The organism is Nocardiopsis sp. NPDC006938 (assembly GCF_042869555.1).
In the GTDB taxonomy this organism is placed as follows: domain Bacteria; phylum Actinomycetota; class Actinomycetes; order Streptosporangiales; family Streptosporangiaceae; genus Nocardiopsis.
Window position 1 is genome coordinate 98,879 of the sequence record NZ_JBIAGA010000001.1, and the last position, 26,459, is coordinate 125,337.

A 26,459-nucleotide genomic window follows, 5' to 3' on the forward strand; every position below is an offset into this window, starting at 1 on the left:
GGTGCTCCTCTAGCTGGTCTCGGTACCTTCGGCGACCCGGGCCAGCTCCTCCACGATCAGCGGCCCCAGTTCGGTGACGTCGCCGGCGCCCATGGTGAGGACGATGTCCCCGGGGCTGGCCAGCGCCGCCGCCGTACGCACGGCGTCGGCCCGCTCGGGCACGTACCGGACGCGGTCGTGGGTGACCCGGGAGGTGATGAGCTCCCCCGTGACCCCGGGCTCGGGGTCCTCGCGGGCCGCGTAGACCTCCGTCACCACGACCTCGTCGGCCAGGCTCAGGGCGGTCGCGAACTCCTCGGCGAAGATCCGGGTGCGGCTGTACAGGTGGGGCTGGAACAGCGCCACCACACGGCCCTCGGGGATCTCCTCCTCGGAGTCCTCGGAGAAGGAGCGCAGGGCGGCGCGGGTGGCCCGCAGGTCGGCGTCGATCTCGGTGGGGTGGTGGGCGTAGCTGTCGTAGACGCCCACGCCGTTGCCCTCGCCCTTGAGCTCGAAACGGCGCGCGGCACCGGCGAAGTCGGCGACGCCCTCCACCGCGATCTCCAGGTCGTGTCCGAGTTCGTCGGCCACGGCCACGGCGGCGGCGGCGTTGAGGACGTTGTGCCGTCCGGGCACGGCCAGGGTGCCGTCGATCGGCTCGCCGTCGGCGGTGGTGAGGGTGAACTCGGTGGTGAAGCCGCGCGCGCGGATACGGGTGATCCGGTAGTCGGCGTCCTCGGCCTCACCGTAGGTACGTACCCGCTTGCCCCGCTCGCGGGCGAGTTCGGCGACGGTGCGCGCCCCGGGGTCGTCGATCCCGACGACTAGGGTCCGCTCCACCCGCTCGACGAAGTCCGCGAAGTTGGCGTGGATCTCGTCGATCCCGCTGTAGTTGTCCAGGTGGTCGGCCTCGACGTTGGTGACCACGGCGACCTTGGGCGAGAGCATGAGGAAGGACCCGTCGCTCTCGTCCGCCTCCACGGCGATGACCTCGCCGAGACCGGCGTCCGCGCCCAGGCCGGTGGTGACCAGCTTCCCGCCGATCACGTACCCGGGGTCGGCCCCCAGGTGTTGGAGGACCACGGTGACCATGGAGGTGGTGGTGGTCTTGCCGTGGGTGCCCGAGACCGCGACCCCCTCCCGGCCCAGCAGGAGCGCGCCCAACGCGGCCGCCCTGGGCAGGACCCGGATGCCCCGGGCGCGCGCCTCGGCGAGCTCGGGGTTGTCCTCGCGGATCGCCGAGGAGACCACCAGGGTGTCGGCCTTGCCGAGGTTCTCGGCGGCGTGGCCGACGAAGACCGTGGCGCCCATCCGTTCGAGCTCGCGCAGGGTCTCGCTGTCGCGGGCGTCGCTGCCCGAGACCTCGACCCCGGACTGGAGCAGCACGCGGGCGATGCCGGACATGCCCGCCCCGCCCAGGCCGATGAAGTGGGTGCGGCCGAGTTCGTCGACGGGGACCGGGTCGGTCGGGGTGACCAGGCTCATCGTGTGTCCTTCCCGTCGTCGTAGAAGGCGTCGTCGCCGTCGTCCTCGGACAGTTGCATCTCAGGGGTGGGCTTGTCGCCGCGGGCGATCGCCAGGACCTCCCGGGCCAGTTCGGTGTCGGCGTCGCGGCGGCCCATGCGGGCGGCCGCCTCCGACATGGCGACGACGCGGTCGGTGTCGGTGAGCAGCGGAATGAGCTGGCCGGTGATCCACTCGACCGAGACGTTGGCGTTCTCGACCATCAGACCGCCGCCCGCCTGGACGATCGGCTGGGCGTTCAGCGCCTGCTCCCCGTTGCCGATGGCCAGCGGCACGAAGGCGCCCGGCAGGCCCACGGCGGTGAGTTCGGCACAGGTCATGGCACCGGAGCGGCACATCGCGACGTCGGCGGCGGCGTAGGCCATGTCCATGCGGTCCACGTAGGGGACGGCGACGTAGGGGACGCCGTCCTGGGTGAGGTCCTGGGGCTCGTCGGCGTTCTTGGGGCCGACCACGTGCAGGACCTGCACACCCGCCGCGCGGAACGCCGGGGCGGCCTGGAAGGCGGTCTCGTTGATGCGCTGGGCGCCCTGGGAGCCTCCGAAGATCAGCAGGGTGGGCAGGTCGGGGCGCAGACCGAAGTACGTGCGCGCCTTGTCGCCCATGGCCAGCCGGTCCAGCGAGGTGATCTGCTGGCGCAGCGGGATGCCGATGAAGCGGCCGTTGCGGATCTGGGTGTGGGGGTGGCCGGTGAACACGTGCGGGGTGAGGCGCGCGCCGAGCCGGTTGGCCAGGCCCGGGAGGGGGTTGGCCTCGTGCACCACGATCGGGACGCGTCGGCGCCGGGCCGCCAGGTAGCCGGGGGTGGCCACGTAGCCGCCGAAGCCGACCAGGACGTCGGCCTGGAGCTTGTCGAGCTGCTCCCCCGCGGCGCTGAGGGCCCCGGCCAGCTTGCCGGGGACCGTGAGCAGTTGCGGGGTGAGCCTGCGCGGCAGGGGGACCGCCGGGATCAGGCCCAGTTCGTAGCCGCGCATGGGGACGAGCCGGGTCTCCAGACCCCGCTCCGTTCCCAGGCAGAGGATCTCCGTGTCGGGTTCCACGCGCCGGAGCGCGTCCGCTAGGGAGAGTGCGGGCTCGATATGCCCGGCCGTGCCGCCTCCGGCGAGGGCTACCCTCATCGTCGCCGATTCCTCCTTGGCCGATCACCCGCCGGGACCGGTCCGCTCTTGTTCTTGGCCGTGGTCTTGGTACCACTGCGTGCGCCGCGCTCACCCGTCCTGCGTGGGGTGCGCGGCGCCGTGGTGCGCTTGGAGGGCGCCGAACCGCTCTGATTCCGGACGGAAGCGACGATGTTCTCCAGACCAAGCCAGCTTAGAGCCCTTTGGGCCCGGCTGGGACCCCGGGCCGCCAGGGCCTTCTGGGCCTGGGGTTCGTGGCGGGCCATCGCGAGCAGCACCCCGAGCGCGATCATCGTGGGGATGAGCGCGGAACCGCCGTAGGAGACCAGCGGCAGCGGGATGCCGGTGACGGGGACCAGGCCGATGACGGCGGCGATGTTGATCATGGACTGACCGATGATCCAGGTCACGATGGCGAAGGACGCCAGACGCGCGAACGGGTCCTTGACCCGGAAGCCGATGCGCAGCCCGGCGAAGCCCAGCATGCCGAACAGGCCGAGGACCAGCAGGGAGCCGATGAGTCCGAACTCCTCGCCGATGATGGCGAAGATGAAGTCGGACTCGGCGAAGGGCAGGAAGCCCCACTTCTCCCGGCTGGCGCCGATGCCGACCCCGAAGATCCCGCCGGTGCCGAGGGCGTAGAGGCCGTGCAGGGACTGGAAGCCGGAGCCGCTCGGGTCGGACTCGGGGTCGAGGAAGACGGCGATGCGGGTCATACGGAAGGGCTCGATCGCGATGACGATCGCGGCCAGTCCCAGGACCAGGCCGAACATGGCGACGAAGAGCCGCGCGGGAGCGCCGACCACCCAGAGCAGGCTCAAGAAGATGAGCAGCAGCACCAGGGAGGTGGACAGGTCCGACCCGAGCAGGACGAGGAGGACGAGCAGGCCGCAGCCGGGCACCAGCGGGATGAGCAGGTGGCGCCACTCGGTGAGTTCCCTCAGCTCCTCCTTGCGCGCCAGGATGTTCGCGCCCCAGAGGGCGAAGGCGAGCTTGGCGGGTTCGGAGGGCTGGATGACCAGTCCGCCGATCTCCAGCCACCGCATGGCTCCGTTGATCTCGGTGCCCTGGAAGGCGGTGAGCAGGAGCAGTGCCACGGACAGGATCATGGCCGGGTAGCCGACCATGCGGAAGACCCACAGGGGCAGCTGGGAGGCGATCACCATGAGCGGCAGGCCGATCATGGCCGAGACCATCTGCCGCTGGACCACGGAGAAGGCCGACCCGGTCTCGGTGATGGAGTTGACCATGGTCGAGGACAGCACCATGACCAGGCCCAGCGAGATCAGCATCACCGCGGTACTGAGCACCAGGTAGTAGGAGGTGAGGGGGCGGTCCAGGGACCGGGCCCACTCACGCCAGAGACCGCGTTCGCGGCCACCGGCCGCCGTACGTTCCCGGGTACGGGACACCCCGGGAACCGTTGTCGTCGCCGCCATCCACACCCTCCGCACGATTCGCGCCTCAATACTTGCGTACCGGCGGGTCGGGAACCGTGGACATTTCCCGCGTGTTGGCCATCTTTGGCGGCGGGCGGGGTGCCCCGCGACACACCGGAGGCCGCCCGCGCGCCGGAGGTGACGCACGGGTGGCCTCCGGTGACTCAGCGCAGGCGCAGGACGGCCTCGGCGAAGAGGCGGCCGCGCTCCGGGTAGTTGGTGAACATGTCCATGGAGGCGGCGGCCGGGGCGAGCAGCACCGTGTCCCCGTCGCGGGCCAGGTCGGCGGCTCGGGCGACCACCGCGTCCATCACCGTGTGACCGGCGGGCGCGTCGGGCTCGGGTCCCTCCACCTCCACCACCGGCACGTGCGGGGCGTGCTCGGCCAGGGCCTCGCGGACGCGCTCGCGGTCGGCGCCGATCAGCACCGCGCCGCGCAGGCGGGCCGCCGCACCGGCGACCAGCTCGCCGACCTCGGCCCCCTTCAGCAGGCCGCCCGCGATCCACACCACCGACGCGTAGGAGTTCAGCGACGCGGCCGCCGCGTGCGGGTTGGTGGCCTTGGAGTCGTCGACGTAGTCCACGCCCGCGACCGAGGCCACGTGCGCGATGCGGTGGGGTTCGGGGACGAAGGCGCGCAGCCCGGCCCCGACCGAGGCGGGAGCGACCCCCACCGAGCGGGCCAGGGCGGCGGCGGCCAGGGCGTTGGCCACGTTGTGCGGAGCGGCGGGCCGCACGTCGCCCAGGGTGGCGAGCTCCTCGGCGCTGCCGTGCGGGTCGTCGACGAAGGCGCGGTCCACCAGCAGGTCCTCGACCACTCCGAGCTCACCCGCGCGCGGTGTGTCCAGGCGCAGCCCCACCACCGGGGTGTGCGGGTCGCCCTCCTCCTCGGCGAGCCGCGCCGACCAGGCGTCGGCGGTGTTGACGACGCGGACGGTGCCGCGGGCGAACACCCGGCCCTTGGCGCGGGCGTAGGGCTCCAGGCCGCCGTGCCAGTCCAGGTGGTCGGGGGCGACGTTGAGCACCACGGCCGCGTGGGGCCGGACGCTGCTGGACCAGTGCAGCTGGAAGCTGGACAGCTCCACGGCCAGGACGTCGTGCACGTGACCGTCCTCGTCGGGCAGTACGGCGTCCACGATCGGGGTCCCCACGTTGCCGACGGCGAGCGCGTCGCGGCCGTCCGCGCGCAGGATGGACTCCAGCATGCGCACGGTGGTGGTCTTGCCGTTGGTGCCGGTGATGGCGAGCCACACCTGGTCCGCGGGCCTGAGCCGCCAGGCCAGTTCCACGTCGCCGATGACCTCCACCCCGGCCTCGGCGGCGCGGAGCAGGAGCGGGGAGTCGGGGCGCCACCCGGGCGAGGTGACCACGAGGTCGCAGTCCTCGGGCAGCGGCGTGGAGCCCAGGACGACCTCGGCACCGGCCTCGGTCAGGGGGGCGGCCACGGCCCGGGTGGTGTCGTCGTCCCGGCCGTCCACGACGACGACGCGGGCCCCCCGCGCCAGGAGTGCCCTGGCGACGGGGGGCCCGGAGACACCCAGACCGGCGACGCACACGCGCGCGCCCTCGAGGGCGTTCCCACCCTCGGCGGGGGCGGCGGTGCGGGAGCTGTCGGAAGGTTGCTGGTGCGGCATGCCTCTAGCTTGGCATCCATTCCAGGTAGAAGAGTCCGATCGCGATCGCCATGAACAGGCCCTGGATGATCCAGAACCGGATGACGATGGTGGTCTCCGCCCACCCCTTCAACTCGAAGTGGTGCTGGAGCGGCGCCATGCGGAACACCCGTTTGCCGGTGAGGCGGAACGAGGTGATCTGGATCATCACGGACATGGTGATGATGACGAACAGGCCGCCGATGAGCAGCAGCAGGAGCTGGGTGCGGGTCGTGATGGCCAGACCCACGATGAGACCGCCCAGGGCCAGCGAACCGGTGTCGCCCATGAAGATCTTCGCCGGCGGGGCGTTGAACCACAGGAAGCCGATGCACGAGCCGAGCACCGCGGAGGCGACCACGGCCAGGTCCAGGGGGTCGCGGACCGTGTAGCAGCTGGAGGTGAGCGCCTCCACGCAGGACTGGCGCAGCTGCCAGTTGCCGATGATGACGTAGGCGGCCAGCGACAGGATCGTGGCACCGGTGGCCAGGCCGTCCAGGCCGTCGGTGAGGTTGACCGCGTTGGAGAAGCCCACGATGAGGAACAGCGCCCAGATGACGAACACGCCGATCATCAGGGGCGGGCCGAAGTCGCGGAGGAACGACAGCTGGGGGGCGGCCGGGGTGTAGCCGTAGCCGTTGGGGAACTGGGTGACCCCGTAGGCGAAGCCGACGCCGATGACGGCCTGGCCGACCATCTTCGCGCCGCTGCGCAGGCCCAGGCTGCGGCGCTTGTAGATCTTGATGAAGTCGTCCAGGAAGCCGACACAGCCCATACCGACGAACAGGAACATGACCAGGAGGCCGGAGGCCGTGGGCCCGGACGCGGCCGGTTGGATCGCCCACAGCAGCAGGTGGGAGCCGAAGTAGCCCACCACCGCGCCGAGGATGATCACGATGCCGCCCATGGTGGGCGTGCCCTGCTTGGTCTTGTGGCCCTCGGGTCCGTCGTCGCGGACCTCCTGGCCGAACTTGAACCGGTACAGGAGCTTGATGAGCGGCGGCATCAGCACCATGGAGATGATCAGCGAGAGCCCCGCCGCGATGGTGATGCCGATCACTGGACATCACCCTTGGTGATGAGGTCGATGACCCTTTCGAGCGCAGCCACGCGCGATCCCTTCACAATGACAACGTCTCCTGTGCGCATCCGTTCGCGCACCGCGTCGGCTGCCGCCTCCGCGTCGGGAACCCGGATGCTCTCACCGTGCCACCGCCCCTGCTGGGCGGCGCGTTCGGCTCCGACTGCGATCCCCTCGGCCTCCGCGCCGACCACGACGAGGTGGGCCACTCCGGCCTCGGCGGCCAGCTCCCCCACGCTCTCGTGTTCGGCCCGTCCGTCATCGCCGAGCTCGGCCATGTGGGCGAGCACCGCGATGGACCGGCGGTCCCGGGCGAGCGCGCCCAGGGTGGTCAGCGCCGCCCGCATCGACTCGGGGTTGGCGTTGTAGGCGTCGTTGACGAGGGTGGCACCGTGGTGTTCGGTGACCTCCATACGCCAGCGGCTGACCGGGGTCGCCGCGCCGAGGGCGGCGGCGATGTCTTCGATGTCCATCCCGAGGTCGTCGGCGACGGCCGCCGCGGCCAGCGCGTTGCCGACCTGGTGGGCACCGACCAGCCCCAGCCGGACCGGGGCCGTGCGGCCGCGCAGGCGCAGGGTGAAGGACGGGGCGCCGTCGGCGCCGATGACGGTGTCCGTGGCGCGCACCTGGGCGTCCTCGGCGGTGCCGTAGAGCACCACGCGGGCCCGGGTGCGCGAGCTCATGGCGCGCACGAGCGGGTCGTCGGCGTTGAGCACGGCCAGCCCGCCCTCGCCGCGCCGGTCGCTGCCGGGGGGCAGGGACTCCACCAGCTCGCCCTTGGCCCGGGCGATGGCGTCCCGGCCGCCGAACTCGCCCATGTGGGCGCTGCCAACGTTGAGCACCACGCCGATCCGGGGCGGCGCGACGCGGCACAGGTGGGCGATGTGCCCGATGCCGCGCGCCGCGACCTCCAGCACGAGGTTCTTCGTGCCGGTGTCGGCGCGCAGGACCGTGAGCGGGTGGCCGATCTCGTTGTTGAACGAACCGGCGGGCGCGACGGTCGGACCCAGGTTGGCGACGACCTGCGCGATGAGGTCCTTGGTGGTGGTCTTCCCGGAGGAGCCGGTGACCCCCACGACCTCGGTGGTGTCCCTTCCGCGCCCGGGGTCGCCGAGTTCGGTGGCCACGTGCCGGGCGAGTCGGGCCAGGGCCGCCACGACCTCGTCGTCGCCCCCGTCCACCAGCAGGTGGGGTGCGTCGACCGGGCGCGAGGCCAGGACCGCGACGGCTCCGGCGGCGACGGCGGAGGCGGCGTAGTCGTGTCCGTCGACGCGTTCACCGCTCAGCGCGACGAAGAGCGCTCCGGGCGCCACCTGTCGGGAGTCGATGACGACGGGGCCGTCGACGACGGCGTCGGGGCGCGCTGATCCGCCGATGGCGGTTTGGGTGATCTCAGCGATCCGATCGAGCGTGAGCGCGATCAAATCCACTCCTCAGGTCAGGCCCGGCCCACGGCGCCCCAAGGGCATTGGCCACCCGGCCTCGGGATCGGGTCAGGGGATGGCACCGCGGATACCGTGCGCGCGGTGCCGCGCCGGGCCACGGACTCCGGCTGGTACCGGGCCGCGGGCGCCTGGGTGGGCGGCACGTGTCGGGCTGCGATTGCCGGACCTACCTTAGAACATGTTGGGGCGTCTGGGGTCCCGGCAGGGCCCTGTGCGGAGCAATATGCTCCACTTCGTGATCGGCGACACCTCACGCGCGTACGATTCGCGCACGTCGCGACGGCGCACGCCACCGGGACGCGGTCTGGGACCGCGTCCCGGAAAGAGGTCGTCACCCTCCACGGCGCGTCTCGGGTGTGTCGGGCGTCAGGCCTCGTCGGGCGCGCGGTGGACGTCCTGGAGGGCCTGGCCGAGGCGTTCGCTGGAGCGGGTGCGCAGGGCGTCCTCGATGGCGCCCCGCAGGACCTCGCGGTCGTCGAAGGGCAGCACCTCGCCCTTGACGTACTGACCGGTCTCGTGCCCCTTGCCCGCGACCACGACGACGTCGCCGGGGCCGGTCCGGTGCACGCCCAGACCGATGGCCTCGGCGCGGTCGAACTCCACGGTGACCCGCGCGCGCTGGTCCTCGGGGACCTTGGCCACGCCGTCCAGCATCGCCGACGCGATGGACACCGGGTCCTCGCCGCGCGGGTTGTCGTTGGTGATGATCAGCTGGTCGGCCAGGCGCGCGGCGGCCTCGCCCATCAGCGGCCGCTTGGCCCGGTCGCGGTCACCGCCGCAGCCGACCACCATGGTGATCTGGCCGTCGGTGGTCTCCCGCAGCGCGCCGAGCACGGCCTCGATGGCGCCGGGCTTGTGCGAGTAGTCCACCAGGGCCGCGAAGTCCTGGGGGCCCGAGGCGCCCCTGACCTCGACCGGTTCCATGCGGCCCGGAACCCCGGGCGCCGCGGCCACACCCGCGATCGCCGTCTCCATGGGCACGCCCGCCTCGACCAGGCCCACGACGGCCGCCATGGCGTTGGAGACGTTGAACGGCCCGGGCAGCCCCACCGAGGCGAGGGCCTCCATGCCGCCCGGACCCACGATGCGGAAGGTGCTGCCGGTGGCGCCGAGCTCGACGTCCACGGCCGTCCAGTCGGCGGCCATGGCGTGCTCCGCACCGGCGTCCGAACCGCCCTCCACGGCGAAGGTGGTGACGGGGACCGCGCCGCGGCCCTGGACCATGTCCACCAGGGCGCGGCCGAACCGGTCGTCGACGTTGACCACCGCGATGTCGCAGTACTCGGGGGTGAACAGACGCGCCTTGGTGTCGAAGTAGTCGCGCAGGTCCGAGTGGAAGTCCAGGTGGTCCTGCGAGAGGTTCGTGAAGATCGCGACGTCGTACCGGGTCCCGCCGACCCGGCCCAGGGCCAGGGCGTGGCTGGAGACCTCCATGGCCGCGGCCGACGTCCCGTGCTCGCGCATGACCGCGAACAGGCCGTGCAGGTCCGTGGCCTCGGGCGTGGTCAGCGAGGAGGCGACCCGTTCGTCGCCCACCCGCATCTCCACGGTACCGACCAGGCCCGTGCTCATCCCGGCCTGCCGCAGGCCGGACTCGATCAGGTAGGTGACCGTGGTCTTGCCGCTGGTGCCGGTGGTGCCCACCAGGAGCAGTTCTTGGGCGGGGTCGCCGTAGACCCAGGCCGCGGCCGTTCCCAGCACGGCGCGGACGTCCGGCACGACCAGCACGGGCAGGCCGGTCGCGGCGGCGCGGTCGGCGCCCGCCGCGTCGGTGAGGACGGCCGCCGCCTCGGCGTCGGCCACCTGTTGGGAGAAGTCGGCGCCGTGCGCGCGGGTCCCCGGCAGCGCGGCGTACAGGTCGCCCTGCCGCACCTTGCGGGAGTCATGGGTGATACCGCGGACATGGATCTCCCTGTCGGGCATGTCCGCTGGACGGTCCGCGCCGAGGTCGGGGCGCAGGAGAGTGGCGTCCGGACCGAGCAGCGCTGCGAGGTCGGACAGTGGACGGAGTCTGGCGTGTTCAGGTCGCATTACCGGTGGCACGTGTGGAGGTTAACGGCTGCGGGGGTCCCGCCGGTAATTTCCACGCTGCCCAGGGGTGATACTTCGGTCGGAGGAGGTACCGCCATGACGGAGCCGTCACGACCGCTCGTGCTGGACGGGGGTCTGGCCACGAGCCTGGAGGCGCGCGGCCGCGACCTGTCCGGCGGCCTGTGGTCCGCCCGCGTCCTGGTCGAGGAGCCGGAACTCGTCGCCCGTGTCCACCGCGAGTACTTCGCGGCGGGCGCCGACGTCGCCATCACCGCCAGCTACCAGGCCGGTGTGGAGGAGCTGACGCGGCACGTCCACTCGCGATCCGAGGCGCTGGCGCTGCTCGCCCGTTCGGTCGGGCTCGCCCTCGCCGAACGCGACGCCCACGGCAGCGGATTCGTGGCGGCCGGCGTGGGCCCCTACGGGGCCGCCCGAGCCGACGGCTCCGAGTACACCGGCGACTACGACCTCGACGAGGACGACCTGTTCCACTGGCACCGGGAACGGTGGCGGGTGCTCACCGACAGCGGCGCCGACCTGGTGGCCTGTGAGACCCTGCCCTCGCGCGCCGAGGCCAGGGCCCTGGCCCGGCTCCTGGAGGAGACGCCGCACGTGCGGGCGTGGTTCTCCTTCTCCTGTTCGGACGCGGCGCACCTCGCCGACGGCACGCCGCTGCGCGAAATGGCCGCCGAACTCGCCGCCCTCGACCGTGTCGTGGCCGTCGGTGTCAACTGCGTGCCGCCCGGCGACGTGCCGGGGCTCCTGCGCGAGGTCGCCCTCGCCGGCGCCCCCGGCGCGGCCTACCCGAACTCCGGAGAGCGCTGGGACGCCGCGGAGCGGCGGTGGACCGGGGTGACGGACCCCGTGGACTTCGGGCGGGCCTCCGCCGGCTGGGTCTCCGACGGAGCCGTCCTGGTGGGCGGCTGCTGCCGCACCGGACCGGAGCACGTACGCGCGGTCCGGGACGCGGTGGACGCCCTCCCCGTCGACGCTCCGTAGCCCGGGCCGGGTACCCGGCCCGGGCGCGGGGTCAGCGGTCCTCCTCCTCTTCGAAGAGGCGGATGGCGGGGGGCTCGGTGTCCGTCGGCGGAACCTTCATGGTCTTGAGGGCGAAGGACATGATGTCGTTGAACACCGGTCCCGCGGCCTCGCCGCCGTAGTAGGTGTCCTTCGGGTTGTGCAGGACCACCTGGACGACGAGCTCGGGGGCGTCGGCGGGCGCGAACCCGGCGAAGGTCGCCGTGTAGCCGCCGCCGTCGTACCCGCCCGTCTCCGGGTTGATGCGGTTGGCCGTGCCGGTCTTGCCCGCGACCCGGTATCCCTCGATGCGCGCCTGCGGGGCGGTGCCCTCGTCGCTGGTGACCGCCTCCAGCATCAGGGCGAGCTGGTCGGCGGTGTCCTCGCTGACGATCCTGGTCCTCTCCGGCGCCTCGGAGGGGGTGAACTCCCCGTCCGTGTCGACGGTCCCGGCGATGAGCCGGGGCTCGACCCGGACCCCGCCGTTGGCGATGGTCGCGTAGACCGACGCCATCTGGGCGGCGTTCACCGAGAGTCCGTGCCCGATGGACACCGAGGGGAGCTGGGTCCCCCACCAGTCGTCGGGGTCGGTGAGCACGCCCGACTCCTCTCCGGGAAGGGCCAGGCCGGTGGGCTGCCCCAGACCGAAGTCCTTCATGTAGGAGTGCAGCACCCCGGCCTTGACCTGGTCGGCGATCTTGATGGTGCCCACGTTGCTGGACTGGGCCATGATCCCGTTGACGGTGAGCCGCTGGGTGCCGTTGTTGGTGGAGTTGCGGAACGTCTGGTCGTAGTACTGGAGGGTGTACGGCACCGTGTACACCGTCTCCGGTGTGGTCAGCTCCTCCTCCAAAGCGGCCGCGAGCGTGATCACCTTGTTCGTGCTGCCCGGCTCGAAGGTCTCGGCCACGGCACCGTTGGACCACTCCTCCGGTCCGGTGGCGTCGATGTCGTTCTGCGAGTAGGACGGGTAGTCCGCCATCGCGAGGATCTCCTGGTCGGTGTTGGTGACGATGGCGCTGCCGCCCTCGGCGTCCAACTCCTCCACCCTTTCGGCCAGCGCCTGCTGGACGAACCACTGGAGGTCGCGGTCCAGGGTCAGGCGCACGTCCTGGCCGGGCTCCGGCTCGCGCACCAGCCCTCCCGCCATGGGGATCTGGGTACCGTCGTTGCCCACCTCGACCTGGCGCTTGCCGGACTCACCCGCCAGTGTCGAGTCGAGGTAGCCCTCCAGGCCCTCCAGACCGTGGCCCTCCGAGCCCACGAAGCCGACCAGGTCGGCAGCTCCGGTCTCCTCCGGGTAGACCCGTTCGTAGTCCACCTCGGCTCCCACCCCGGACAGGCCGAGTTCGCGCAGGTCCTGCCAGTCCCCCGGCGAGACCCTCTTGGCCACCACCTGGTAGCGGCTGGGAGCGGCGTCGACCTTGGCCCCGACCTCCTCCCGGTCCAGCTCGAACCGGGAGACCAGTTCGTCCACCAGCTGGTCGCGCTGCTCCTCCTCGACCTCCTCCGGGTCGACGAAGACGGTGCGCACCTCCACCGACAGGGCGAAGGGGTTGCCCGCGGCGTCGGTGATCTGCCCGCGCAGAGTGGGGATGTCGATGGTCTGGAGGCGCAGGTTGGCGGCGGCCTCGGCGTAGCGCTCGGCGTCCACTCCCTGGATCTGGGTGAGTCTTCCCGCGAACAGCAGGAGGATCACCACGATGATGGCCCCGCCGATCTTGATGCGCTTGTTCGGATCGCCCTGCTGGAAGGTGCGGCGCAGGAGCGGCGGCGGGGGCGGCGGAGGCGCGGACGTACGCCGGGGCCGCTCCCCGCCCCTCCTCACCTCACGCGCGGTGCCCCTGCGGCCGGTGCCGGAACCGGTACGGGCGCCGCTGGCCGGACGCCGGGGCTCGCGCTGGGGGCGCTTGCTGGGGCGGGACCCGGAGCGTCCGGCGGCTCCGGGCCCTCGGGGGTCTCGGGGACGCCGGTCGCGGGGGTTGCTCACTCTCCGCTCCCAGCGGTCCCGGTGCCGGCCCCCGTACCGCCGGAGACCTCACCGCTGTCCGGGTCGAGGAAGAGGGGCGCGTCCCCCTGTTCCATGCCCATGCCCTCGGCCTCGCTCGCGATGCGCTCGGAGGTCTCCAGGTGGGCCACGGACTTCTCCAGCTGCTGCTCCACGTAGGACATCTCCCGGTTCTCCGACTGGAGACTGGTGATGGTGTACGCCTCCTGCGCGACGACGCTGCGCAGCACGAGGAGCGCCACCAGCGCCCCGCCGAGCAGGCACAGGATGAGCAGCACGAAGGGGATCTTCGGTGCGGGGCCGGTACCCGCGGGGCGGGCGCTGCCCGGGTTGGCCGCCGGGCGCGCCGGACGCCTGGGCGCGGCGGGGCGCTTGGCGGCCCCGGTACGCCTGGTCGTCGTGCGCTCCCTGGTGGTACGGCGTGTGTCCGTCTTCGTGCCCATCTGGTCTCCCTACTGCCGCGACGGCCAGCGCACGCGTTCGGCGGCCCGGAGGCGTGCCGACTGGGCGCGCGGGTTGCGTTCGTTCTCTTCGTCCGTGGGGAGTTCCGCGCCCCTGGTCAGGAGCCGGAGTTCCGGTTGGCGGTCCGGGAGGGGGACCGGAAGGTCGGCGGGGGTGGTGTCGGTGGCCAGGGCGGCGAAGGCCCTCTTGGTCATCCTGTCCTCCAACGAGTGGTAGGACAGCACCGCGATGCGGCCGCCGACGTCCAGCCGGGACGTCGCGGCGGGGAGGGTCTCCTCCAGGATGGAGAGCTCGGCGTTGACCTCGATGCGCAGGCCCTGGAAGGTGCGCTTGGCGGGGTGTCCGCCGGTGCGGCGGGTGGCCGCGGGGATCGCGTCGCGCACCAGTTCGGCCAGTTCACGGGTGGAGTCGATCCGACCCTGGGCGCGTCGGCGCTCGATGGCGCGGGCCACCCGGGAGGCGAAGCGCTCCTCACCGTAGGTGCGCAGGACACGGGTGAGTTCGGCGACGGGGTAGTCGTTGACGACCGCGGCGGCGGTGAGCTCCTGGGTACCGTCCATGCGCATGTCCAGGGGCGCGTCGTGGGCGTAGGCGAAACCACGGTCGGTCTCGTCCAGCTGTGGCGAGGACACACCGAGGTCCAGCAGGACCGCGTCGGCGTACTCCGCTCCGGCCTCGTCGAGGGCGCGCGGGATCTCGGAGTAGACGGCGTGGACGAAGTGGGTGCGGTCCGCGAAGGGCGCGAGCCGCCTGGCGCTGCGTTCGAGGGCGGTGGGGTCGCGGTCCACGCCGACCAGCCGCAGGGTGGGGCAGGCCCTGAGCAGGGCCTCGGAGTGCCCGCCCAGACCGAGGGTGCCGTCGACGAGGACGGCCCCGGGCCTGCTCAGCGCTGGCGCGAGCAGTTCCACGATCCGGTCGAGCATGACCGGTACGTGCAGGGGATCGATCCCCTCCCTGGCCGCCCTGACGCGGGCGGCGATGTCGTCCTGTGTGGCCCCGTGGTCCGTCGGGTCGGGCCCGTCGGACCGCCCGTACTGCCGGTTGTCCCCCATGCGCTGCTGTTCCTCCACGCTGTCGCGATCTCCCCCTGGGTCCGTACGACGCGCTGGGCGCGCCCCACGGTGTCCTTCGCGTGGCCCTTCCGAAACGGTCGGCAGGGCCTCCGGACACGGCCGCTATTGTCCACCTTCCGGCGGACGTACGCTCACGACCTGGCACCGGGGAAGTCGCGCCAGCTCGTGATGACCGTCTCCGGAGACCGCCACCGGTCCCGGCGTCGCATGGGCTGTGCTGGTGGATCGGGGGCGTTCGGGCGCCCGCCGCGTCGTCACAGCACTCCGGGCAGCACCTCCTCTGAGAGTTGCGAGAACGCCTGCTCCTGCACGGCCTCGTACTCCGACCACGCGGCGGCGTCCCAGATCTCCAGTCGCGTGTTGGCCCCGATGACGACGCACTCGCGGTCCAGGCCCGCGTAGGCGCGCAGTTTCGACGGGATCGTGACCCTGCCCTGCTTGTCGCAGGACTCGTCCGACGCGCTGGCGAAGAGGACGCGGCTGTAGTCGCGGACCGCCTTGGCGGTGACCGGCGCGGAGCGCAGGGCGTCGGTGAGGCGGCGGAACTCGTCCGCCGGAAAGACGTAGAGGCAGCGCTCCTGGCCCTTCGTGATCACCAGACCCCCCGACAGTTCGTCGCGGTACTTCGCGGGAAGGAACAGCCGTCCCTTCTGGTCGAGGCGAGGTGTGTGGGTGCCGAGGAACACGCACTCACCCCCTCACCCCTATGCGGAGAATTCACCCCTCTCCACGGTGCTCCACCTTACTCCACTCCTCCCCACCGTCAACAGCTTCAATCGGTATTCGACCGCCGAAGAATCGATAAATGCGCAGGTCAGAAAGGCGGCTTGCGCGTGGTGTCCGTGTGGGGCGCGATGACGCCCGCGTGCGTCGCGCACCGCCTCCGCCACCGGCCGCTCCGCACGGCGGCCGATTCCGGCACTTTGGTTTGCAATCGATGTGATTGGCCCTAGCCTCGGAGCGATACACAGGGATACAGGCAGACACACCGAGCGAGAGGGTTCCCGTGTCACTCGGCACACAGCATGACGGCCACGGAGGCGACGTGCGGGGAGACGTCGGTGCCGTCGTCGCCGTCGCCGACCGCGTCCGCGGGGCGATCGAAACGGTCATCGAGGGCAAGCCCGAGGTCCTGCGCATCGCGCTGACCGTCCTGTTCGCCGAGGGCCACCTCCTCGTCGAGGACGTCCCCGGGGTGGGCAAGACGATGATGGCCAAGGCCCTGGGCCGGGCCGTGGACTGCTCGGTGCAGCGCGTGCAGTTCACCCCGGACCTACTGCCCAGCGACATCACCGGGGTGAGCGTCTACCACCAGGACCGCAACGAGTTCGAGTTCAACCCCGGTCCGGTGTTCGCCAACATCGTGCTGGGCGACGAGATCAACCGTGCCTCGCCCAAGACCCAGTCGGCCCTCCTGGAGTGCATGGAGGAGCGCCAGGTCAGCGTGGACGGTCAGACCCGTGCCCTGGAGCGCCCGTTCATGGTGGTGGCCACCCAGAACCCGGCGGACATGGAGGGCACCTACGCGCTGCCCGAGGCGCAGCGGGACCGGTTCATGGCCCGCGTCTCGGTGGGCTACCCCTCCCCTCAGGCCGAGCTGGACATGATCGACAGCCACAGCTCCCGCTCGCCGCTGGAGCAGATGGCCCCGGTCACCAACGCGGCGGAGATCCGTTCCCTGGTGGAGCGCGTGCACAACGTGCACATGGCCCCCGGGATGCGCCGCTACGTCGTGGACCTGGTCAACTCGACCCGCACCGCCCCCGAACTCAAGCTGGGCGCCTCGCCGCGCGCCACCCTGCACCTGGTCAGGGCCGCGCGGGCGCACGCCGCCCTGGAGGGACGCCACTACGTCGTGCCCGACGACGTGCAGGCGCTGGCCGTCCCGGTGCTGGCCCACCGCCTGCTGCCCGGCCCCGAGGCCCAGATGGAGCGGCTCGGCGCCGAGCAGATCGTGGCCAAACTGGTCTCCCGTCTGCCCGTGCCCGGTCCCCGCTGACCCCTGCCCCCCGACCCCCTAGAGACGGACCATGCGCCCGCAACGTACCCTCACCGCACGCGGTGGTCTGATGCTGTTCTCCGGTGTCGTCACGCTCGTGTGCGGCTTCGTCATCGGCCAGCGGGAACTCGTGGGGGTGGGTCTGTTCCTCCTCCTGGTACCGCCGGTCTCGGCGCTGACGATCCTCGGCGCGGCCGGCCGGGTGGCGCAGAGCCGGGCGTTGCAGCCGAGCCGCGTCACCGCCGGGACCGACACGCGTGTCCTGGTCCGGGTCGGCAACGCCTCGCCCGCCTGGCCCGTGGTGTGGGTGCGGGTCGAGGACACCCTCCCGGTCCGGTTGGGGTACGAGCCCCGTTACACGGTGGGCTTCCTGGCGCCGCGCGCGGTCCGCGACATCACGTACCTGGTGCGGCCGCAGGTGCGCGGCCGCTACCCTGTCGGTCCTCTGCGGGTGAGCGTGACGGACCCGCTGGGCTGTGTCCGGGTGACCCGACGGGTGGGCGCGCCCAGCGCCCTGCTGGTGACACCGCAGGTGGTCCCGCTGGCCGCGCTCGGCGCCTCCGACGGTTCCCAGGGGGAGAACTCCCCCCGCCGTTCCGTGGCCGGGGCCGGCGAACAGGACCCGATCCCCCGCGAGTACCGGTACGGCGACGAGATGCGCCGGGTGCACTGGCGCTCCACCGCCAAGCACGGCGAGCTCATGGTGCGCCGCGACGAACAGCACTGGCGCGAGCACAGCACCCTGCTCCTCGACACCCGCTCGGCCGCGCACGAAGGCGAGGACTCCGGGGACTCCCTGGAGACGGCGGTGAGCGTGACCGCGTCGGTGGCGGTGCACCTGCTGGAGGGCGGGCACGAACTGCGCCTGCACACCGAGCGGGGCCGACTCCACACCGAGCACGCGTCCGGCGTGCTGGACGGCCTGGCGACCGTGGAGGCCTCCGAGGCGGACAGCCTGTACGGGGGCATCAGCGCTCTGGAGGGCGCCCGGGGCTCCTCCTCCAGTCTGGTGGTGGCGGTCCTGGGTGCGATCTCCCCCGAGGACGCCGCCTCCCTGTCCAGGGTCAGGGGCTCGGGTCCGCACGTGGCGGTGCTGTGCACGCGGGCCGCCTGGACCGACCCCGAACACGTCCGGCGTACCCGCGACCTGCTGGCCGCCAACGGCTGGCGGGTGCTCGCCGTCGCCGACCCCGCCGAACTTCCCCCGTTGTGGCGGCACGCGACCACCCCCGACTCCGGGGTCGGGTCCGCGTCCGCCGCGCCCCACGGCGGCCACGCCCCCTCCGGGGCGCCTCCGGCCCCGGCGGGCGCACGTGTCCCCTGGGAGGGGTCCCGTTGATCCTGTCGAGAACGCTGATGCCCGCGGCCACCCTGGTCGCGATGCTGGCGACGCTGCCCCTGCTCGGAGGGCTGATCCGGGGCGACGGCTGGTGGGGGCCCGCCGTGGTCCTCATGGTCGCGGTGACCCTGGTGTCGGCCCTGTACCGCCTGACCGGCCGGAGCGCGTTCCCGGTGCCGTTCCTCCAGCTCCTGGTCGCGGCGCTGCTGTTCACCCCGATCCTCACCCCCGGCACCGGGTTCCTCGGGGTCGTTCCGACGGCGGCGACCTTCGAACGGGCGTGGGCGCTGTTCGAGCAGGGCGTCCACAGCATCAACACCAGTGCCGTGCCCGTCCCGACCACCACCGGGCTCCAGCTGATCATCGCGCTGACCTTCCTGGTGTTCATGATGACGGCGGACTTCCTCGCCGTCACCGCCCGCTGCCCGGGCATGACCGGCGGACTGACACTGGCGCTCATCGTGGTGCCGCTGGCCGTCGACGGCGGCGGCCTGACCTGGGTCCAGGCCGTGGTCTGCGCGGGCGGTTACGTCGTCCTGCTGGCCACGGACATGTGGGTGCGGGGGCGCGAGTGGGGGGTGCGGGTCCCGGACGGGCACACCCCGGGCAGCCGGTTCGCCGCGGGCGCCGCGCAGGCGGGCATCGTGGTGGCCTCGGCCTCCACGGCGATCCTCCTGGCGCTGTCCCTGCCGATGATGGTGCCGTCGCTGCGCACCGACGCGTTCCAGACCCTCGCGGACGGCGCCGAGTTCCACGCCGGCGGCAGTGTGACCACCGTCCATCCGCTGGTCTCGCTCCGCCGTGACCTGGCCGCCTCCTCCGACCGCACGGTACTGACCTACCAGACGGACGCCGAGCAACCCGACTACCTGCGCACCTACGTCCTGGACGAGTTCGGCGGGGAGAACTGGACGATGTCGCCGGTGCGGACCGGACGCGAGTCCACCCTGGACGGCACGCTGCCGCCGCCCCCGGGCCGCGACTCCGCCGCCCCCGCCTCCGTGAGCACGAGTGTCACTCTGGACCCCGACGCCCCCGGCATGGAGTTCCTTCCCCTGCCCTACCCGGCCCGCTCGGTGGAGGCGCCCGGCGACTGGTACGTGGACCCCGAATCACTGATGGTCTACACCACCAACCCGCCCCCGGACGGGTTCGACTTCACCGTGGAGTCCGCGGAGAACAGCCCCGAGGCGCGGGACCTGGCCGACGCCGGTCGCCCGCGCTCCCTCTCCGGCTCCTACCTCGACCTCCCGAGCGGCATCGACCGCCGCGTGGGCGAGCTCACCGACTCCCTGACCGAGGACGCCGACTCCGCCTACGAGCGCGCCGTCGCCCTCCAGGGCTTCTTCACCGGCGGCTCCTTCACCTACGACCTGCGCCCGCCCGCCGTGCCGAACGGCGCCGACCCGCTGGCCCACTTCCTCCTGGAGGACCGGATCGGCTACTGCGAGCAGTTCGCGGGGGCCATGGCGGTCATGGCCCGCCAGGCCGACATCCCCGCCCGGGTCGCGGTGGGCTACACCTCCGGCCAGCGCGGGGGCGACGGCGAGTGGTCGGTGTCGGTGAGCGACGCGCACGCCTGGCCGGAACTGTACTTCGAGGGCGCTGGATGGCTGCGCTTCGAGCCCACCCCGAGCTCGTCCCAGGGACAGGGCACCGCGACGGTCCCCGAGTACACGGGGGACGGCGGGACCGACTCCGAGCGCCGCCCCGACCCGGAACCGAGCGCCTCGGCCGCCCCCGAGCCGAGCGCCTCCCCCGAGGACGACCCCTCCACCGCTCCCGCCGAGCCGACCCCCACCCCCCAGGAGGAGGACGAGGCGGAGCCCACCGACCCCGCCGTGAGCGCCTCCGGAGAGGGCACGGGCTCGTCCGCAGCGCCCTGGTGGCCGGTCGCGGCGGGCGTCCTCGGCGGTCTGCTGCTGTTGGTCGCACCCGCGCTGGCGCGTGCGGTGGTGCGCTGGTCGCGCCGGGCCGCGGTGGCCTCGGGCGGGGCCGACGGTGCGCACGCCGCGTGGCGGGAACTCCGGGACACCTGTCTGGACCTGGGCACGGAGTGGTCGCTCACCGAGAGCCCCCGGGCCACCGCCGCCCGGCTGGGGGCGGTCCGTCCGAACGGTTCGCTACTGCCCTCCGAGGCGCACGCCGCCGTGTGGCGGCTGGCCCTGGCCGAGGAGGCGGCCCGCTACGCCCCGGACCCGGGCGTGAACGGGTCCGGCCTCGCCACCGACCTGGCCGTGGCCGTGTCTGGGGCGAGGTCGGCGGCCACCCGTGTCGAGCGCTGGCGGGCCCTGGCCCTGCCGCGTTCCCTGGCCCCGTGGCGCCGCCCCCGGACCGCCGCCGACGCCGTACCCGTCGCGGCCTGATCCCGTTCGGGCCGCGGGGCGGTGTGTCCCGTACGGGGCACGCCGCCCCGCTCCCACGGTGACCCGCCCCCGCGGCACGGCGCCGTCCCACGGACGTGCCCGCGCGGCACGACGCGTCGGCACACGGGCGCGGGAGGACGGATCAGGAATCTCCCGCACACGACGGTGGGGTCCACACACGCCGTACGTGTGTGGACCCCACCGTCGTGAACGGGCGAACGTTCGAGGCACGCGGCGCCCGGCGCGGACCGGTGTCCGCCCCGGGCGGGCTCCTACTCCTCGCCCTCCTGGCGACGACGCCACCGCTCCTCGAAGCGGTTCATCATCCCGGGACGCTTGGCACCCCTGCGCCTGTGTTTGTCCTCCGCCTCGGCCTCCGCGAGCATCGCCTCCGCGCCGCCCCCGGCGGACTTGCGCCAGGCGTTGGCGCCCAGCAGGAAGGAGGCCAGCATGAAGATGAACCCCAGGACGCTGATGGTGACCGGAAGCGCCAGCGACGAGTCCGGACTACTCAGCAACAGCCCCAGGAGCAGCAACCCCATGCCGAGCACGAAGCCGATGACGGCCTTGATGATCCAGCGCTTGTAATGGACTCCCGGGTTCGTCTGCCGAACAGTGTTCGCGAACTTCGGGTCCTCGGCATACAGCGCCTGCTCGATCTGGTCGAGCATGCGCTGCTCGTGTTCAGAGAGCGGCACGGCGCCTCCCTACGGCAGTCCCCGGTTGGGGTGACGGGTACTGATGAACAGTCTCTTGGTCAGTGGTATGCCCAGAATACGGTGCACTAGCGCCTAGTGGAAAGAAAAGCTGCGTGTGTACCTGACCCACTACGGCCACGATACCCTCGCCCTGTATCGGAAACACCGGCTTCCATGCCTCTCTTCTTACCCTTACTCCGGTCCTGTTCTGAGAACGCTCAGAGGTCCCCGGAAGTTGCCGCATCATACGTCGTTTTCGTCACGCTTGGCCAATACGGCCGACTGTATCGCGCTTGGACCGAAACGGGCTCTCACCCGGTCCATAACCCGTTCAACGTCCCGCCAACCCGTGTCCTCCTCACCCAACGCGAGCTGGTGGTGCGCCCCCTCCACCGGAGCGACTCCCTCCAACCGGACCCCCACCAGGCGCAGCGGGGTACCCCGCAGCCCCGACGCCGCGTAGAGCGCACGCGCCACGGCACTGATCTCCCGGGCCACGTCCGTGCTCTCGGACAGGGTCCGCGCCCTCGTGATCGTGGAGAAGTCCGCGCGGCGCAGCTTCACGCTCACCGTGCGCCCCACCTGACCCGACAACCGCAGCCGGTGCGCCACCTTCTCCGACAGCCGTAGGAGCTCGCGGTCGATCAGCTCGGGGGTGGCCACGTCCTCCGCGAAGGTCTCCTCCGCTCCGACGCTCTTGTCCTGGCTCTCGGGGACGACCGGGCTGGGGTCCTCGCCCCGCGCGAGCGCGGCCAGGCGGGAACCCGCCTTCTCCCCCAGCTCCATCCGCAGCAGGCCCGGGTCGGCCGCGGCCAGGGCCCCCACCGTGCGCAGGCCCAGCCGTACGAGGGTGCGCTCGGTCTTGTCCCCCACCCCGGGCAGGGCCCCGATGGGCAACGGGTGCAGGAAGCCGCGTACCTCCCGCGTGGGCACCAACAGCAGACCGTCGGGCTTGCAGTGCGTGGAGCCGAGTTTGGCCACGAACCGCGTGGCGGCCACCCCGACCGAACAGGTGAGCCGCTGCTCGCGGCGTACCCGCTCGCGGATCATCGCGGCGATCCGCACCGGTCCCCCCAGACGGCGACGGGCACCGGACACGTCCAGGAAGGCCTCGTCCAACGACAGCGGCTGCACCAGCGGCGTCACCGAACCCAGGATGTCCATGACGGCCTCGGAGGCCTTCCGGTAGGCCGCGCCGTCCGGCGGGTAGACCAGCGCCTCCGGACACAACCGCATCGCCTGGGCCATGGGCATCGCCGAGTGCACGCCGTGGCGGCGGGCCAGGTAGTCGGCGGAGGAGACCACGCTGCGCGGGCCGGTTCCGCCCACGATCACCGGGCGGCCCCGCGCCTCCGGGTGACGCAGCTGCTCCACACTCGCGAAGAACGCGTCCATGTCCAGGTGCAGGATCGCGCAGTCGTCGTCCGGACCGGAACCGTCCAGGGGGAAGTCCGGCCCCAGGGGAGCGATCCCCTCGGAGGTGACCACACCCCGCAGAGCGGCACCGCGCTCCAGTTGACGTCGGCTCATACGCCCAGGCTATGCCCTGATCAGGACGGCCCGTTCCCGCCCTACGGCTTCAGCGCGACGACGTGCAGCTGGGTGGCGACGCCGGTCAGCTCCGGATGGTCGGCGGCGGCCCGCTCCAGCTCCACCAGCTGCTGCCCGGCCTGGGCGTCGCCCTCCCAGGCGTGCCCGGGCAGGATGTCGGCGAACACCCGCACCCCGCGCACACTCTCGCCGGTCAGACCCGAACGGCCGATCAGCTCGAGGAGCTGCTGACGGGTGAACCGGCGCGGCATGGGATCGGCGCCGCCCCAACGGCCGTCGGGGTCCTCCAGCAGGTGCCGTGCCTCGGTGATGTGCCCGGCCAGGACCCGGTGCAGGGCCCCGGCGACGGCGTTGGTGACCAGCAGGCTGACCGCGCCGCCGGGTCGGGTGACACCGGCGACGTCGGCCAACGCGGCGGCGGGGTCGTCGACGTACTCCAGCACGTTGTGCACCAGCACGAGGTCGGCGCTGGCGGCCGGGAAGAGCGAGGCCAGGTCCCGGGTCTCCCCCTGGACCCCACGCACCACGACGCCGCTCTCGGCCGCGCGGCGCTCCAGGGCCGCCAGGGAGTCCGGGCTGGGCTCGACGACGGTCACGCGGTGACCGAGTTCGGCGAGCGGAACGGCGACACCGCCGGTACCACCGCCCGCGTCGACGATCTCCAGGGGCTCACCATCGAAGAGACGGTCCAGCAACCGCGAGAGGGCGTCCCACACCACGGCGGTCCGGGCCGCGTTGGCCGCCCGCGCGGGGCCGGCCGCGCCGCCCGTACCGAAACCGCTCGCGGCGGTCGCGTGCGTGCCGCTCCTGTCAGTCACCTGCGTTCCCTCAATCAGCTAGTGCCCGGCCTCGGTGCGAGGTCTCAGAGCGAGAGCGTCGCCTTGTTCTCCATCAGCCTGGACAACAGTCCGCTGATGAAGTTGGGCGACTCGTCGGTGGAGAGCTCCTTGGCGACACCGACCGCCTCGGCGATCGCCACGCCGTCCGGGATGTCCTCGGCCCACAGGAGCTCGTAGGCGCCCATCCGGAGGATGTTGCGGTCGACGACCGGCATGCGCTCCAGGGTCCACCCGATGGCGTACTCGTCCAGGAGCGCGTCGATGCGCTCGCGCCGCTCGTCCACGGAGCGGGCCAGCAGCTCGGTGAACTCGTTGATCGGCGGTTCGGGCTGGGCTCGGCGACGCCTGATGACGTCCTCCACCGAGGTGGAGCGCACCTCGGCCTCGTAGAGGACCTCGACCGCGCGCCGACGTGCCTTGCGCCGTGCACCACTCATCAGTTGACACGCCCGAGGTAGTCACCCGTGCGGGTGTCGACCTTGACGCGCTCGCCGGTGGTGACGAACAGGGGGACCTGGATGGTGGCGCCGGTCTGGACCTTGGCGGGCTTGGTGCCGCCCGTGGAGCGGTCGCCCTGGACGCCCGGGTCGGTCTCGGAGATCTCCAGCTCCACGGCGGCGGGCATCTCGATGTAGAGCGGGTTGCCCTCGTTGGTGGCCACCGTGACCTTGGTGTTCTCCAGCAGGAAGCCCTTGGCGTCGCCGACCACGGCGTCGCTGACCGGGATCTGGTCGTAGGTCTGGGTGTCCATGAAGATGAAGGAGTCACCGTCGTGGTACAGGTACTCCATGTCGCGCCGGTCGACGCTGGCGAACTCGACCTTGGAGCCCGCGTTGAAGGTCTTGTCGACGATCTTGCCCGTGAGGACGTTCTTGAGCTTGGTACGGACGAACGCGCCGCCCTTGCCCGGCTTGACGTGCTGGAACTCCAGGACGTTCCAGAGGACGCCGCCGTCGAGCCGCAGGGTCGTGCCGTTCTTGATGTCGTTCGTCGTGGCCACTTCGGTCGTCTCTCCCAGGGGTGTGACACGTCGGAGACCGGACACGGTGGTCCGGTCGGTGGTCAGTGGGGCGAGGCGCGGTTCCCGTGGCGGCCCTCGGCCGTGCCGGTCCGGTGCCCGGGCACTCCTCGCCTTCGGTCAGTCTAGTGGCTTCCGAGGACTCAGGAACCGTCCACGACCGCCTGGTAGGCGCCGTCGAGCAGCTCGGGGGCGGGTCCGCTGAGGATCGCGGGACGGGCCAGACCGTCCAGGACGACGAAGCGGAGCGTGGCCCCGCGGGCCTTCTTGTCCACAGCCATGGTGGCGCGCAGCTCCGGCCAGGCCTCGGCCGAGTAGCTGACGGGCAGGCCCACCGAGGTGAGCAGGGAGCGGTGCCGCCGCACCAGCGCCTCGTCGATCCGACCGTCCAGACGGGCCATCTCGGCCACGAACACCATGCCGATGGAGACGGCGTGGCCGTGCCGGAACGTGTAGTTCTCGGCGCGCTCGACAGCGTGCCCGAGGGTGTGGCCGTAGTTGAGGATCTCGCGACGGCCGCTCTCCCTGAGGTCGCCGGAGACGACGTCGGCCTTGACCCGGATGGCGCGTTCGATGAGTTCGCGGGTGTGGCCTCCCTCGGGCCGGGCCGCGCCTTCGGGGTCGTCCTCGACCAGGTCGCAGATGACGGGGTCCGCGATGAACCCGGCCTTGATGATCTCGGCGACCCCGCCGACGTAGTCCGCCCGTGGCAGGCTCGGCAGGGTGGCCAGGTCGCACAGGACTCCGGCCGGGGGGTGGAAGGCTCCGACGAGGTTCTTGCCCTCGGGGGTGTTGATGCCGGTCTTGCCGCCCACGGCGGCGTCCACCATGCCCAGCAGGGTGGTGGGGACCAGGACCGAGCGCACCCCGCGCAGCCAGGTGGCGGCGACGAACCCGGCCAGGTCGGTGGCGGCCCCGCCGCCCACGCCCACCACCGCGTCGGTACGGGTGAAGTTGGCCGCGCCCAGCCGCGACCACAGGTCGGCGGCGACGGCGGCGGTCTTGGCGGCCTCGCCGTCGGGGACCGGCATGGGCCGGACGCGGTACCCCGCCTCCTCCAGGACCCCGACCACCGGGCGGGCGATCTCGCCCAGGCCCTCGGGGTGGATGACGGCCACCTGGGCGGCGCCGCCGACCAGGGAGGGGAGTTCGGAGAGGACGCCGGTGCCGATCACCACGTCGTAGCGTCCGGCGGGCTCGCCCACGCCGATGCGGGTGACGGTCACTGGGCGGCCCTCCCGGCGGGGAGGGAGGCGACGATGACGTCCACGATCTCCTCGGGGTGGTAGTCGGTGGTGGGGACGGTGACCGAGGCCAGGCCCTCGTACACGGGGAGGCGCTCGTTGAGGAGCTTGCGCAGCTGGGTGCGGGGGTTACCGGCCAGGAGGGGGCGGGCTACGTCCATGCCGACGCGCTTGGCGGCCTCGCCGAACTCCACCTGGAGGTAGACCACGTGGTGGTCGGCCAGGTCCCTGCGGGTGTCCTCGTCCAGGACCGCGCCGCCGCCGACCGCGATGACACCGTCCCAGGCGCGCAACCCCTCCGCGACGACCTCGCGCTCCAGGGCGCGGAAGCGCTCCTCCCCGTCCTGGACGAAGATGTCGCCGATGGGCTTGCCCGCACGCCTCTCGATCTCGGTGTCGGTGCACAACAGGTCGGTGTCCAGCCGACGGGCCAGGGCCTCGCCGACGGTGGACTTGCCCGAACCGGGCGAACCGATGAGCACCGCGATCGCTCTTGCCACGCTCTGCCTACCTCTGGGGGTCATCCCCGCGTGCGCGGGGAACGTTTCCGACCGCCTGCTCGAAGGCGCGCCTGAC

General features: G+C 72.2%; 22 protein-coding genes. 4 read left to right on the forward strand and 18 right to left on the reverse strand.

From position 1 onward, the window contains the following. Positions 1-9: 9 nt before the first annotated feature. From murC to ACFYL4_RS00485, 7 genes are all read right to left on the reverse strand, one after another. Entirely contained in the window at positions 10-1,464 is a 1,455-nt protein-coding gene (gene murC / locus ACFYL4_RS00455; protein ID WP_387515339.1) for a UDP-N-acetylmuramate--L-alanine ligase, read from the reverse strand. After that, the gene (gene murG, locus ACFYL4_RS00460) at positions 1,461-2,621 is read right to left on the reverse strand and encodes an undecaprenyldiphospho-muramoylpentapeptide beta-N-acetylglucosaminyltransferase (protein ID WP_357757052.1); all 1,161 of its coding nucleotides are present in this window, start codon (positions 2,619-2,621) and stop codon (positions 1,461-1,463) included. The genes murC and murG overlap by 4 nt, the downstream gene beginning before the upstream one ends. Then, entirely contained in the window at positions 2,618-4,060 is a 1,443-nt protein-coding gene (ftsW, locus tag ACFYL4_RS00465) for a putative lipid II flippase FtsW (protein ID WP_387515341.1), read from the reverse strand. The genes murG and ftsW overlap by 4 nt, the downstream gene beginning before the upstream one ends. Positions 4,061-4,224: 164 nt before the next feature. Further along, positions 4,225-5,694, reverse strand: coding sequence for a UDP-N-acetylmuramoyl-L-alanine--D-glutamate ligase (gene murD / locus ACFYL4_RS00470; RefSeq protein WP_387515343.1), 1,470 nt, complete (start codon positions 5,692-5,694; stop codon positions 4,225-4,227). 4 nt (positions 5,695-5,698) lie between these two features. Continuing rightward, on the reverse strand, positions 5,699-6,772 hold the full coding sequence (gene mraY, locus ACFYL4_RS00475; protein WP_017544493.1) for a phospho-N-acetylmuramoyl-pentapeptide-transferase: 1,074 nt from the start codon (positions 6,770-6,772) through the stop codon (positions 5,699-5,701). Further along, on the reverse strand, positions 6,769-8,217 hold the full coding sequence (gene murF / locus ACFYL4_RS00480) for a UDP-N-acetylmuramoyl-tripeptide--D-alanyl-D-alanine ligase (protein WP_357757061.1): 1,449 nt from the start codon (positions 8,215-8,217) through the stop codon (positions 6,769-6,771). Before murF ends, mraY begins: the two co-directional genes overlap by 4 nt. Before the next feature lie 387 nt (positions 8,218-8,604). Then, positions 8,605-10,269 (reverse strand): UDP-N-acetylmuramoyl-L-alanyl-D-glutamate--2,6-diaminopimelate ligase, encoded by a 1,665-nt coding sequence (locus tag ACFYL4_RS00485; RefSeq protein WP_387515345.1) that lies wholly within the window; start codon positions 10,267-10,269, stop codon positions 8,605-8,607. Positions 10,270-10,365: 96 nt separating this feature from the next. Here ACFYL4_RS00485 and mmuM point away from each other — a divergent pair, with 96 nt between their 5' ends. Continuing rightward, complete coding sequence (gene mmuM, locus ACFYL4_RS00490; protein WP_357757065.1) at positions 10,366-11,268, forward strand: homocysteine S-methyltransferase; 903 nt, start codon at positions 10,366-10,368, stop codon at positions 11,266-11,268. 31 nt (positions 11,269-11,299) lie between these two features. On the opposite strand, the gene ACFYL4_RS00495 is transcribed toward mmuM, so the two are convergent. The 4 genes from ACFYL4_RS00495 to mraZ all read right to left on the reverse strand — a co-directional run bounded on the left by ACFYL4_RS00495 (position 11,300) and on the right by mraZ (position 15,515). Continuing rightward, the gene (locus ACFYL4_RS00495; protein WP_387515348.1) at positions 11,300-13,276 is read right to left on the reverse strand and encodes a peptidoglycan D,D-transpeptidase FtsI family protein; all 1,977 of its coding nucleotides are present in this window, start codon (positions 13,274-13,276) and stop codon (positions 11,300-11,302) included. After that, positions 13,273-13,737 carry a hypothetical protein gene (locus tag ACFYL4_RS00500; RefSeq protein WP_357757070.1) on the reverse strand — a complete coding sequence of 155 codons (465 nt, stop codon included), beginning with the start codon at positions 13,735-13,737 and terminating at the stop codon, positions 13,273-13,275. The genes ACFYL4_RS00495 and ACFYL4_RS00500 overlap by 4 nt, the downstream gene beginning before the upstream one ends. Before the next feature lie 9 nt (positions 13,738-13,746). Further along, entirely contained in the window at positions 13,747-14,808 is a 1,062-nt protein-coding gene (rsmH, locus tag ACFYL4_RS00505; RefSeq protein ID WP_357757384.1) for a 16S rRNA (cytosine(1402)-N(4))-methyltransferase RsmH, read from the reverse strand. A 275-nt stretch (positions 14,809-15,083) separates the two neighbouring features. Further along, a complete protein-coding gene (mraZ, locus tag ACFYL4_RS00510) occupies positions 15,084-15,515 on the reverse strand; it encodes a division/cell wall cluster transcriptional repressor MraZ (protein WP_357757073.1) in 432 nt (143 codons plus the stop codon). A gap of 320 nt (positions 15,516-15,835) precedes the next feature. Here mraZ and ACFYL4_RS00515 point away from each other — a divergent pair, with 320 nt between their 5' ends. From ACFYL4_RS00515 to ACFYL4_RS00525, 3 genes are read left to right on the forward strand one after another with little or no spacing between them, the layout of a single operon-like run. Next, the gene (locus tag ACFYL4_RS00515) at positions 15,836-16,828 is read left to right on the forward strand and encodes a MoxR family ATPase (RefSeq protein ID WP_357757076.1); all 993 of its coding nucleotides are present in this window, start codon (positions 15,836-15,838) and stop codon (positions 16,826-16,828) included. 31 nt (positions 16,829-16,859) lie between these two features. Further along, entirely contained in the window at positions 16,860-18,167 is a 1,308-nt protein-coding gene (locus tag ACFYL4_RS00520; protein WP_357757079.1) for a DUF58 domain-containing protein, read from the forward strand. Between the two features lie 17 nt (positions 18,168-18,184). After that, on the forward strand, positions 18,185-20,533 hold the full coding sequence (locus ACFYL4_RS00525) for a transglutaminaseTgpA domain-containing protein (RefSeq protein WP_387515937.1): 2,349 nt from the start codon (positions 18,185-18,187) through the stop codon (positions 20,531-20,533). Between the two features lie 272 nt (positions 20,534-20,805). On the opposite strand, the gene ACFYL4_RS00530 is transcribed toward ACFYL4_RS00525, so the two are convergent. From ACFYL4_RS00530 to ACFYL4_RS00560, 7 genes are all read right to left on the reverse strand, one after another. Beyond that, on the reverse strand, positions 20,806-21,231 hold the full coding sequence (locus tag ACFYL4_RS00530) for a DUF3040 domain-containing protein (protein WP_357757082.1): 426 nt from the start codon (positions 21,229-21,231) through the stop codon (positions 20,806-20,808). Positions 21,232-21,474: 243 nt separating this feature from the next. Further along, a complete protein-coding gene (dinB, locus tag ACFYL4_RS00535) occupies positions 21,475-22,761 on the reverse strand; it encodes a DNA polymerase IV (RefSeq protein ID WP_357757084.1) in 1,287 nt (428 codons plus the stop codon). 41 nt (positions 22,762-22,802) lie between these two features. Beyond that, complete coding sequence (locus tag ACFYL4_RS00540; protein ID WP_357757087.1) at positions 22,803-23,600, reverse strand: methyltransferase domain-containing protein; 798 nt, start codon at positions 23,598-23,600, stop codon at positions 22,803-22,805. Between the two features lie 44 nt (positions 23,601-23,644). Then, positions 23,645-24,058, reverse strand: a complete 414-nt coding sequence (nusB, locus tag ACFYL4_RS00545) for a transcription antitermination factor NusB (RefSeq protein WP_357757089.1) — start codon at positions 24,056-24,058, stop codon at positions 23,645-23,647. Further along, positions 24,058-24,621 (reverse strand): elongation factor P, encoded by a 564-nt coding sequence (gene efp / locus ACFYL4_RS00550; protein WP_357757091.1) that lies wholly within the window; start codon positions 24,619-24,621, stop codon positions 24,058-24,060. Before efp ends, nusB begins: the two co-directional genes overlap by 1 nt. Before the next feature lie 161 nt (positions 24,622-24,782). Further along, positions 24,783-25,865 (reverse strand): 3-dehydroquinate synthase, encoded by a 1,083-nt coding sequence (aroB, locus tag ACFYL4_RS00555; RefSeq protein ID WP_387515353.1) that lies wholly within the window; start codon positions 25,863-25,865, stop codon positions 24,783-24,785. Then, positions 25,862-26,365: a shikimate kinase gene (locus tag ACFYL4_RS00560; RefSeq protein WP_357757390.1), complete on the reverse strand. Its 504-nt coding sequence runs from the start codon at positions 26,363-26,365 to the stop codon at positions 25,862-25,864. The genes aroB and ACFYL4_RS00560 overlap by 4 nt, the downstream gene beginning before the upstream one ends. Positions 26,366-26,459: the final 94 nt, after the last annotated feature.